The following is a 10,457-nucleotide window of genomic DNA, read 5'->3' as shown; positions in this document are numbered from 1 at the left end:
CAGGTCTGCTCTTCATCGAAAACAGCAAAGCATTTTTAAGTCGAGTGTTTGAAGAAAGTAAAGGTGGAGTGCGTGGGTCTGTTTGATGTGTTTTTGCTTTCACTGGTTCCAACGTTTGAGGGTCGCTATGCGATAGTTTACGGGATTGGGAAAGGATATTCCGTTCGGGAAACGTTATTAGCGGCGGCTCTTGGGGTTTTGCTCTTATCTATAGTGCTCCCTATTGTTCTGCCTCTCATCGATTGGGTTATGCTGAAGCTGGAGGACACTTTTTTAAGGAAGCTCGCTGAGATGTACTTGAGGTACGTTGAGCGCGTTAGAAAAAAGGCCCATCCTTATGTTGAAAAGTGGGGCTTCTTGGGTTTGATACTCTTCGTTGCGGTTCCTCTACCGGGAACTGGGGTTTGGACGGGAAGTTTAGCTGCTTATATATTTGGGATGAACAAAAAGAAGACGATACCGGCCTTAATAATCGGTGGTTTATTGAGTATGGCAATAACGTTGCTCCCAAGTTTGGGTATTCGTATAGCCAGCTGACGGCTTTGTGGTAATGGTTATAAGTTTTGAATTGTTCATTTTAAAAGAGGTGAGAGCATGAAACTTCCATCCCAAATGACGAAGATAGTAGGAACAATAGGGCCTTCTTCGGACTCCAAGGAAGTTCTGGAGGAGCTTATAAAATATGGCCTCAACATTGCGAGGATAAATTTTGCCCATGGGAGCTTTGAGGAGCATGAGAGAAAAATTAAGCTTGTGCGTGAGATATCTGAGAAGCTGAATAGGAGAGTAGCTATTTTAGGTGATTTGCCTGGGCCGAAACTTAGGATAGGTGAGCTTGAAAAAGAGCCTATAACTCTGGAGAAGGGAAAAGATATAGTTTTAACCACGAGTGATATTAGAGGAAATGAAGAAGTTATTCCCGTTGAGTTTAAGCGCCTTCCAGAGGCCCTTTCCAAAGGGGATGAGCTCTACCTGAACGACGGTTTCATTAAGCTTAAGGTTGAGGACGTTCAAGGAAGCGACATAAAGTGTAGGGTTATTGTCGGAGGAGTTCTGTCGTCACATAAGGGTATAAACATTCCAAAGGCGGACATTCCAATAGAAACCCCAACAAAGAGAGACTTCGAAATTTTGGAGTTCCTTTTAGATCACGATGTTGATGCAGTCGGTATTTCGTTCGTTAGAAGCGCTAGAGATGTTTTAAAGGTCAAGGAGTTTGTTAAAGAAAGAGGAAAGGATATATTTGTAATAGCTAAGATAGAAAGGCCTGAAGCTGTCAGGAACATTAACGAAATTTTAGAAGTAGCGGATGGAATAATGGTTGCTAGAGGAGACTTGGGGGTTGAGATGCCTATAGAGGAGCTCCCGATAATACAGAAGAAGCTCATATTTAAGGCCAATCTAGTGGGAAAACCCGTTATTACTGCCACGCAAATGTTAGAGTCAATGACCTCAGATATAAGACCCACTAGGGCAGAAGCGACGGATGTGGCAAACGCGATTTTAGATGGAACTGATGCAGTTATGCTCTCAGAAGAGACAGCGGTTGGAGCGTATCCTGTGGAGGCTGTAAAGACTATGGCAAGGATTGCAAAAGTGGTGGAGTTCTATAGGAATTCACTAGGAGAGAACAAAGTTTTGAGCTATTTAAGGCAGCATCCACATAAGATGAAAGTTGTCGATGCTATCTCATTGAGCATAATGGAAGCTATAAGGACGCTCAGGATCAAATATATTTTAGCTCAAACGAGGAGCGGTGCAACGGCTAGAAGGATTTCGCGCTTTAAACCGAAGCAGTGGATATTGGCATTTACAGACAACAAGAGGGTATGCAATACACTAATGTTCTCCTATGGAGTTTATCCATTCTACATGGAAGAAAGGAACGACAGAAATATCCTGAGATTCGTGAAGGAGCACAACTTGGCCAAAAGTGGAGACACGGTTTTGCTAACTGAAGAGATAAAGCTTGAAAAGCAAGTTGGAACAAACTCTATGAAGATATTCACTTTGGCCTGAGCTTTTATTCTTTTTTGTTTTCGTTATGCGGCTCTTTTAATCTTCTACACGAAAAATAAAAGAATAAAAGCTCTTTAGTCCATCAATCTTCCGCCGTTTACATCGATTAGTTCTCCCGTTATATGGTCGTTTTCTAGGAGGAAGATGACAGCATGGGCGATTTCCTCTGGTTTAGCTATTTTCTCAGTTAGAGATAGTTTTCTAAGCTTCTCCTTAATTTTTGGACTTATTAAGTCCGTATCAACTGGCCCAGGTGCTACTGCATTTACGAGAATGTCTGGCGCTAAATGTCTAGCTAAGTTGAACGTCAGCGCAATTAGCCCTCCTTTTGAGGCAGCGTAGTGTGCCCCAACTGTCCCGCCGTCTTTGCCTGCTATTGAGGCTATGTTGACGATTTTGCCCTTTTTCATGTGTTTGAGCACTTCTTGGGTTACTATAAACGCACCTTTTAAATTAACGCTTAAAACTCTGTCCCAGTCTTCATCCGTTATTTCTAGGGGGTTTATGTTTTTTCCTAGGATTCCCGCATTGTTAACTAGAATGTCTATTCTACCGAACTTTTCGAGTATGTTGCTTACCATTCCCCTCACTTCCTCCCTCTTGCTGACATCGGCCTTAACTAAGAGCACCTCAACTCCATAGGCTTTACATAGCTCTCCTGTCATCTTTGCACCTTCTTCATCATGAGCATAGTTTATAGCAACGTTTGCTCCTTTTTGGGCTAATGCAACTGCTATTGCCCTCCCAATTCCTCTTGAGGCTCCCGTCACAAGAGCTACTTTTCCCTTAAGCTCCATGAAAACCACCACACAATTATAAAACTTGAGCGTTAAAAAATTTGCCTAACGCAATATATGAACCAAAATATTTTTACGTTTTAAAAGCTAAAGCTTAACCATGAAAGGGGTTTTGGTTTTAATTTTGTTAATCTTGGTTGTCTTTGCAGTGGGGTGTACACAAAAGGAGGTGGATGTTATGGAGCTGAAGGTTAGCTCTGTGTTTAAAGAGGGCGACGTTATTCCCGTAAAGTATACATGCGAAGGGGCCGATGTAAGTCCTCCGCTAAAGCTTGAAGGTTTAAGCAAAGATGCTGTGAGTATAGCAATAATCGTCGATGACCCAGACGCACCTATTGGGACTTTTGTTCACTGGGTGGCTTGGAATATACCTCCAATGGAAGAAATTCCAGAAGGAATTCCTAAGCTGAGGGAATTAAGCTCTCCCATTGAGGTTGTGCAGGGAAGAAACGACTTTGGAAGAATAGGCTACAATGGGCCTTGTCCTCCTAGGGGGCATGGTATTCACCACTACCACTTCAAAGTTTATGTATTAGACACAAAGCTTGATTTAAGCTCTGGAGCCACTAAAAGCGAATTGGAAAAAGCCATGGAAGGTCATGTTATCCAAAAAGGGGAACTCATTGGGCTTTATGAGAGAAAATGAACTTTTTTATCTTTTTATTATTTGGAATTCCGAATAAAAGTCACAATAATGTTTATAAAATTTAAACTACGTACTAATATGTATATTTTTGTTATAAACGGGGGGAGTTAAATGAGTTACGTCACATTATCCACACTGAGGGACCATTTAATGAAAGTTGTGCCTGGAGAAACAATTTTGGTGGAATATTCTCCCTCTACATGGCCGCATATTGCGTTTTATTTTATAAGTAAAATCGCGCTTGAAAATGGTAACTACATAATAATCGATGACATATTAGACACACTATATTTTTATAAGGTCCAACTGGAGATGGGAGGTTTTAATACGGATTTTCTGGATGATGAAAAAGTTTCTGTCATCAAAATTGGGGGGCATAGAAAGATAGGTAATGTTGTCTCGAGTATCGAATTCGCTAGTGATTTCTATGTGCATCGAGAGATGTACAGGAAGAGTTTTAGTAAAGTGTTAGAAGGAGGAGAATTCTTTGTAGATATTGTTTTGGGATTTGAAAGGAGACTTTTAATGACCAAAACTCCATATGATAGATTTCTTTTTTTGGCACATAGAGCACACTATTTAGGAAACAAGAAAAGAATCGCTGTGTACTTAGTTAATGTGGAACTTTTGAAGGAGTGTTCAATGGCCTTATCAATTCTGGAGGAAACCTCAACAAGCGTTGTTAGGCTTGAGGAGAAAAATGGATGGGAAACTATCAATTTCATAAAGAGTCCTGTTCCCCAGCTAGACGGAAGGAGGTTTAAAGTCGATATGAATAATATAATTAACTACCTACGGGGTGGAAAGTCATGAGAAAGCTTTTTGAGATTTTCAAGCAACTTGAACCTGGAGAGACTGTTGTGGTATTCTATCCCCCTATATCTGCTGTTTACAATACATTTGAAGCATTGTTAAGATATTCTAAAGAAATGAACTTTCCAATAGTAATTGAGGATATTCTTGACATGCTCCATGTATACAAAACCAACATGGACTACTTTGGGATTGATGCATCCCCTCTTGAAGATGCCCTCGTTTTAAAAATTGGAGGTTTCTCAAGTGCCGGAAAAGTCTTTTTGAGAATTCCTCTAGATATAGATGTAAACATTCATCTGCGCCATCATAATGAGGCGTTTAATAAAGTTATGGAAAATATTGATTTTGCGTTTAACATAATTTTAGGCTTCGATAAACTCTTAGCATTTTATTCTGCTGTTCCTGAGGATGTGGATAGAGTTTTGTTGACATTGCGGGAGTTTATAGGTAACAAAAAACGTACTGCTATTTATTTTCTAAATAGAGATTTAATAAAGGAAATACCCGTAGCAATGCCTACTATAAAAGATCTAGCGAGCACAGTTTTAGAAGTTGAAAAGAGTGAGGAAGGGTGGATTCTAAAAGTTACGAAGTCCCCAAAAATAGAAATGTGCGGGAGAGACATTCGGGTGGATTAATTACTCATAGCGAAGCTTTACATAAAGATTTACAGCACTTTGTAAAGCAGCTAGGCCATTGAGGGTTAAAAACACCCAATCTCCTATGAAGTAGGAGTATATCGTCAATAGGGAGGATGCTGTAACGTAGATTAAGACGAACCTAAAATTTAGGGGGCACTTTTTTTGTTTTATTGTCTCGATGGTCTGTGGAACCCAAGAGCTCACGAGGAGTATCATGCCCAAGAGCCCTATCCATGTACCGTTCATTGCTATCACCTCATCATTTTTTTTGGAACACCTAAGAGTTTAAGTAGGCTTAAAAGAGTTTTTTGAACGAATTTACAGCAAGACTTGTGCTAATATATACATATTTTGCGTTTTTAGTGTTAATATTGGATATTGACATGAGATGCTGAGGGCATATTGAACGCCCATTCTTTGAGTTTGGGGCTCCAATTTATCTTGCTGTTTTTATGTTAAAAATTGATATTTTGTTTATGGATTTTGAGTGATTTTTGCAATTATGTTTTCTTTTTGCAATTATTTTGTATTGTGGGGGTTGGGGGTTATTGGGTGGAGCCCCCGAACAGGGGGCCCAAAGCCCTGGTGCCAAGACGGCGGCGTCGAGGGGAGCGAGGGCAAAGCCCTCACAATGAACCCCGCCCTCCAACCAAGGGCACAACACAATGCGCTCTCGAGGAAAACCCCAACCGGGGGAACCCTCGGGAGTAAGACAGGCCCAACACCCCAACCAAACCCCGGACGGAATGCGATTTTCACATCGCGGCCGACTCCCAATTCCGGTTGATCCTGCCGGAGGCCACTGCTATCGGGGTCCGACTAAGCCATGCGAGTCAAGGGGCGCTTGCGCGCACCGGCGTACGGCTCAGTAACACGTCGGTAACCTACCCTCGGGAGGGGGACAACCCCGGGAAACTGGGGCTAATCCCCCATAGGCTTGGGGTACTGGAAAGTCCCCAAGCCGAAAGCTCCGGCGCCCGAGGATGGGCCGGCGGCCGATTAGGTAGTTGGTGGGGTAACGGCCCACCAAGCCGACAATCGGTACGGGCAGTGAGAGCTGGAGCCCGGAGATGGACACTGAGACACGGGTCCAGGCCCTACGGGGCGCAGCAGGCGCGAAACCTCCGCAATGCGGGAAACCGCGACGGGGGGACCCCGAGTGCCGTGGCACAGCCACGGCTTTTCCGGAGTGCAAGGAGCTCCGGGAATAAGGGCTGGGCAAGGCCGGTGGCAGCCGCCGCGGTAATACCGGCGGCCCAAGTGGTGGCCACTATTATTGGGCCTAAAGCGTCCGTAGCCGGGCCTGTAAGTCCCTGGCGAAATCCCACGGCTCAACCGTGGGGCTTGCTGGGGATACTGCAGGCCTTGGGACCGGGAGAGGCCGGGGGTACCCCTGGGGTAGGGGTGAAATCCTATAATCCCAGGGGGACCGCCAGTGGCGAAGGCGCCCGGCTGGAACGGGTCCGACGGTGAGGGACGAAGGCCAGGGGAGCAAACCGGATTAGATACCCGGGTAGTCCTGGCTGTAAAGGATGCGGGCTAGGTGTCGGGCGAGCCTCGAGCTCACCCGGTGCCGCAGGGAAGCCGTTAAGCCCGCCGCCTGGGGAGTACGGCCGCAAGGCTGAAACTTAAAGGAATTGGCGGGGGAGCACTACAAGGGGTGGAGCGTGCGGTTTAATTGGATTCAACGCCGGGAACCTCACCGGGGGCGACGGCAGGATGAAGGCCAGGCTGAAGGTCTTGCCGGACACGCCGAGAGGAGGTGCATGGCCGCCGTCAGCTCGTACCGTGAGGCGTCCACTTAAGTGTGGTAACGAGCGAGACCCGCGCCCCCAGTTGCCAGCCCCTCCCGTTGGGAGGGAGGCACTCTGGGGGGACTGCCGGCGATAAGCCGGAGGAAGGAGCGGGCGACGGTAGGTCAGTATGCCCCGAAACCCCCGGGCTACACGCGCGCTACAATGGGCGGGACAATGGGAACCGACCCCGAAAGGGGAAGGAAATCCCCTAAACCCGCCCCCAGTTCGGATTGCGGGCTGCAACTCGCCCGCATGAAGCTGGAATCCCTAGTACCCGCGTGTCATCATCGCGCGGCGAATACGTCCCTGCTCCTTGCACACACCGCCCGTCACTCCACCCGAGCGGGGTCTGGATGAGGCCTCGTCCTCTGGGCGGGGTCGAGTCCGGGCTCCGTGAGGGGGGAGAAGTCGTAACAAGGTAGCCGTAGGGGAACCTACGGCTCGATCACCTCCTAACGCAGGAAATCCGTCCGGGGGGTTATAGGGGTGTTGGGCCTGTCAATCGTGGGCCGGTAGCTCAGCCTGGGAGAGCGCCGGCTTTGCAAGCCGGAGGCCCCGGGTTCAAATCCCGGCCGGTCCACCACGAAGAGTGCAACTCCCGAGCAGAGCTCGGGGGTGAAGGGTCTGAGGGAGTGAATAACTCCCGCGATGAGGGCCGTGCACAGGCAGACTAACCCAAAAAACTGCCCAGCCTCCATAGTAGGGGCAAGTACACTAAACCGCCTGGTGGATGGCTCGGCTCGGGGCGCCGACGAAGGGCGTGGCAAGCTGCGATAAGCCTCGGTGAGGCGCAGGCAGCCGTCGAGCCGAGGATTCCCGAATGGGACTTCCCGCCCTTATGGGCACTCCGTAAGGAGGGGGAACGCGGGGAATTGAAACATCTTAGTACCCGCAGGAAAAGAAAGCAAAAGCGATGCCGTGAGTAGGGGCGACCGAAAACGGCACAGGGCAAACTGAACCCCAAGTGGAAACACTTGGGGGATGTGGTGTGGTGGGTCCTGCCTAGGATCCTCCTCGGTGAAGCTGAAGTCCGCTGGAATGCGGCGCCGGAGAGGGTGATAGCCCCGTAAGCGTAAGCCGAGTGGATCCGGCAGGATTCCTGAGTACCGTCGGTCGGATATCCGGCGGGAATCTGGGAGGCATCGGCTCCCAACCCTAAATACGTCCCGAGACCGATAGCGAACTAGTACCGTGAGGGAAAGCTGAAAAGTACCCCTGGCAGGGGGTGAAAAGAGCCTGAAACCAGGCGGTGATAGTTGGGTGCGGCTCTTAAGGAGTGAGTCTCCCTGAAGGAAAGCCTCGCGAGGGGTGAGTACGAGGGGAGAGGACCGGGGTCGCACCGTCCGTCTTGAAACACGGGGCAGGGAGTTCATCCGAGCGGCGAGGTTAAGGGGTGGAACCCCGAAGCCGTAGGGAAACCGACAGGTCCGCAGGCGTTTGCTGAGGGACGGGGTGTGAAAGCGCCTGGAGTCGCTCGGATGAGACCCGAAACCGGTCGATCTAGCCCGGGGTAGGGTGAAGTCCCTCACCAGAGGGATGGAGGCCCGTTAGGGATGCTGACGTGCAATTCGCTCCCGTGACCTCGGGCTAGGGGTGAAAGGCCAATCGAGGCCGGAGATAGCTGGTTCCCCCCGAATTATCCCGTAGGATAGCCCGGGGCGAGGTTGGTGGTGGGGTAGAGCACTGATTGGGTGTTTAGGGGGCGAAAGCCTCCGGCATCCTGTCAAACTCCGAACCCACTACCGCCGTAGACCCCCGGAGTAGGGCAACGGTGTAAGCCGTCTGCCGAAAGGGAAAGAACCCAACCTGGGGTTAAGGTCCCTAAGTGCCGGCTAAGTATGACCTAAAGGGTGTCCCTGGCCTTAGACAGCGGGGAGGTAGGCTTAGAAGCAGCCATCCTTTAAAGAGTGCGTAACAGCTCACCCGTCGAGGTCAGGGGCCCCGAAAATGGACGGGGTTCAAGCCGGCCACCGATACCCCAGCGGGCGGAGTGTTTGCTCCGTCATCGGGTAGGGGGGCGTTCCGGTGGGGTAGAAGGTGGGCCGTGAGGTCCACTGGACCCGTCGGAATTGCGGATCCTGCCGGGAGTAGCAGCATAGCCGGGTGAGAATCCCGGCCGCCGTAGGGGCAAGGGTTCCACGGCAATGTTCGTCAGCCGTGGGTTAGTCGGTCCTAACCTGGCCCGTAATTCGGTGCCGGGGAAAGGGAAACGGGTTTATAATCCCGTACCGCGGGGGTAGGTGCGGTAACGCAAGCCCGGAGGGTGACGCCTCGGGGTAGGCGGACCGGTCTTGCATGGCCGGCTAAGCGTATAAGCCCGGGGAGTACCGTAATGGTGAGAACCGGGTGAAGGCGTGATGGGCCTCCCGTTAGGGGGGTTCCGCTGATCCCTGGGGCCCGTGAAAAGCCTTCCGGGAGCGATCCTCCGCGACCGTACCAAGAACCGACACCGGTGCCCCTGGGTGAGAAGCCTAAGGCGTGTCGGGGGAAACCCAGCCGAGGGAAATCGGCAAATTGGCCCTGTAACTTCGGGAGAAGGGGTGCCTGCGGTTGTGTAAACCGCAGGTCGCAGTGACTAGGGGGGCCCGACTGTTTAGTAAAAACACAGGTCCCAGCTAGCCCGAAAGGGTTTGTACTGGGGCCGACGCCTGCCCAGTGCCGGTACGTGAAGCCCGGGTTCAACCGGGTGAAGCGCCGGTAAACGGCGGGGGTAACTATAACCCTCTTAAGGTAGCGAAATTCCTTGTCGGTTAAATGCCGACCTGCATGAATGGCGTAACGAGGTCCCCACTGTCCCCGGCTGGGGCCCGGCGAAACCACTGCCTGGCCGCGTATGCCAGGGACCTCCGGACGGAAGCGAAGACCCCATGGAGCTTTACTGCAGCCTGCCGTTGCTGTACGGCTGGGGGTGCGCAGCGTAGGCGGGAGGCGTCGAAGCCCGTCCTCTGGGGCGGGTGGAGCCGTCCATGAGACACCGCCCACCTTTAGCCGTACAGCTAACCTCCTGTTGGGGGGACAGCGGTAGGTGGGCAGTTTGGCTGGGGCGGCACACTCCCGAAAAGGTATCGGGAGTGCCCTAAGGTCGGCTCAGGCGGGTCAGGAATCCGCCGTAGAGTGTAAGGGCAAAAGCCGGCCTGACTGGACTCGTAACAGAGGCGGGTCCAGCCGCGAAAGCGTGGCCTAACGAACCCCAGAGCCTCCCCGGTGGGGGCCTGGGATGACAGAAAAGCTACCCTGGGGATAACAGAGTCGTCTCGGGCGAGAGCCCATATCGACCCCGAGGCTTGCTACCTCGCTGTCGGCTCTTCCCATCCTGGTCCTGCAGCAGGGGCCAAGGGTGGGGGTGTTCACCCATTAAAGGGGAACGTGAGCTGGGTTTAGACCGTCGTGAGACAGGTCGGATGCTATCCTCCGGAGGTGTTGGCCGCTTGAGGGGAAGGTGCCCTTAGTACGAGAGGAACAGGGTGCCGCGGCCTCTGGTCTGCCGGTTGTCTTGCAAGGCATAGCCGGGCAGCTACGCCGTGTCCGATAAGGCCTGAAGGCATCTAAGGCCGAAGCGGTCCCCGAAAATAAGCGGCCGTTCCCTGGGTTGGGGTTTGGGTGACCGGCCCGTTTCCAGGGACGAGGGCGCCCGTAGAAGACGGGTTTGTTGGGGCGGGGGTGTAAGCGGGAAGGGTTTCCGACCCGTTTAGCCTGCCGTTCCCAATTGCCCGAGGTCTTGCCCTGAATTGGGGGCTGGGCG

At 51.0% G+C, this 10,457-nt stretch carries 7 protein-coding genes, 1 tRNA gene and 2 rRNA genes; 8 read left to right on the top strand and 2 right to left on the bottom strand.

The genetic code is table 11. From position 1 onward, the window contains the following. The first annotated feature begins 72 nt into the window (after positions 1 to 72). Positions 73 to 537: a COG2426 family protein gene (locus PAP_RS08355; RefSeq protein ID WP_048165577.1), complete on the top strand. Its 465-nt coding sequence runs from the start codon at positions 73 to 75 to the stop codon at positions 535 to 537. A 57-nt stretch (positions 538 to 594) separates the two neighbouring features. Beyond that, positions 595 to 2,019 carry a pyruvate kinase gene (gene pyk, locus PAP_RS08350; protein ID WP_048165576.1) on the top strand — a complete coding sequence of 475 codons (1,425 nt, stop codon included), beginning with the start codon at positions 595 to 597 and terminating at the stop codon, positions 2,017 to 2,019. Between the two features lie 74 nt (positions 2,020 to 2,093). On the opposite strand, the gene PAP_RS08345 is transcribed toward pyk, so the two are convergent. After that, positions 2,094 to 2,816: an SDR family NAD(P)-dependent oxidoreductase gene (locus tag PAP_RS08345; RefSeq protein ID WP_048165575.1), complete on the bottom strand. Its 723-nt coding sequence runs from the start codon at positions 2,814 to 2,816 to the stop codon at positions 2,094 to 2,096. A gap of 100 nt (positions 2,817 to 2,916) precedes the next feature. On the opposite strand from PAP_RS08345, the gene PAP_RS08340 reads away from it, so the two are divergent. From PAP_RS08340 to PAP_RS08330, 3 genes are all read left to right on the top strand, one after another. Then, entirely contained in the window at positions 2,917 to 3,462 is a 546-nt protein-coding gene (locus tag PAP_RS08340) for a YbhB/YbcL family Raf kinase inhibitor-like protein (RefSeq protein ID WP_048165574.1), read from the top strand. A gap of 111 nt (positions 3,463 to 3,573) precedes the next feature. Continuing rightward, the gene (locus PAP_RS08335) at positions 3,574 to 4,275 is read left to right on the top strand and encodes a DUF257 family protein (protein ID WP_048165573.1); all 702 of its coding nucleotides are present in this window, start codon (positions 3,574 to 3,576) and stop codon (positions 4,273 to 4,275) included. Continuing rightward, a complete protein-coding gene (locus PAP_RS08330) occupies positions 4,272 to 4,916 on the top strand; it encodes a DUF257 family protein (RefSeq protein ID WP_048165572.1) in 645 nt (214 codons plus the stop codon). Before PAP_RS08335 ends, PAP_RS08330 begins: the two co-directional genes overlap by 4 nt. On the opposite strand, the gene PAP_RS08325 is transcribed toward PAP_RS08330, so the two are convergent. Then, positions 4,917 to 5,165: a PQ-loop repeat-containing protein gene (locus PAP_RS08325; RefSeq protein ID WP_048165571.1), complete on the bottom strand. Its 249-nt coding sequence runs from the start codon at positions 5,163 to 5,165 to the stop codon at positions 4,917 to 4,919. It lies immediately after the preceding gene. A 530-nt stretch (positions 5,166 to 5,695) separates the two neighbouring features. Here PAP_RS08325 and PAP_RS08320 point away from each other — a divergent pair. From PAP_RS08320 to PAP_RS08310, 3 genes are all read left to right on the top strand, one after another. After that, positions 5,696 to 7,169 (top strand): 16S ribosomal RNA (locus tag PAP_RS08320). Between the two features lie 52 nt (positions 7,170 to 7,221). Further along, positions 7,222 to 7,298: transfer RNA gene (locus PAP_RS08315), tRNA-Ala, on the top strand. 118 nt (positions 7,299 to 7,416) lie between these two features. Then, positions 7,417 to 10,441 (top strand): 23S ribosomal RNA (locus tag PAP_RS08310). The 16S and 23S rRNA genes sit together here with 1 tRNA gene alongside, the layout of an rRNA operon. The last annotated feature ends 16 nt before the right edge of the window (positions 10,442 to 10,457 follow it).

Source organism: Palaeococcus pacificus DY20341 (assembly GCF_000725425.1).
Classification (GTDB): Archaea; Methanobacteriota_B; Thermococci; order Thermococcales; family Thermococcaceae; genus Palaeococcus; species Palaeococcus pacificus.
This window is presented reverse-complemented; position numbering and strand designations above follow the sequence as displayed.

Bases quoted from the DNA above. Each gene is read 5' to 3' on its own strand.
- pyk (WP_048165576.1), top strand. From the start codon at position 595: ATGAAACTTCCATCCCAAATGACGAAGATAGTAGGAACAATAGGGCCT.
- PAP_RS08345 (WP_048165575.1), bottom strand. From the start codon at position 2,816: ATGGAGCTTAAGGGAAAAGTAGCTCTTGTGACGGGAGCCTCAAGAGGA.
- PAP_RS08340 (WP_048165574.1), top strand. From the start codon at position 2,917: ATGAAAGGGGTTTTGGTTTTAATTTTGTTAATCTTGGTTGTCTTTGCA.
- PAP_RS08335 (WP_048165573.1), top strand. From the start codon at position 3,574: ATGAGTTACGTCACATTATCCACACTGAGGGACCATTTAATGAAAGTT.
- PAP_RS08330 (WP_048165572.1), top strand. From the start codon at position 4,272: ATGAGAAAGCTTTTTGAGATTTTCAAGCAACTTGAACCTGGAGAGACT.
- PAP_RS08325 (WP_048165571.1), bottom strand. From the start codon at position 5,165: ATGAACGGTACATGGATAGGGCTCTTGGGCATGATACTCCTCGTGAGC.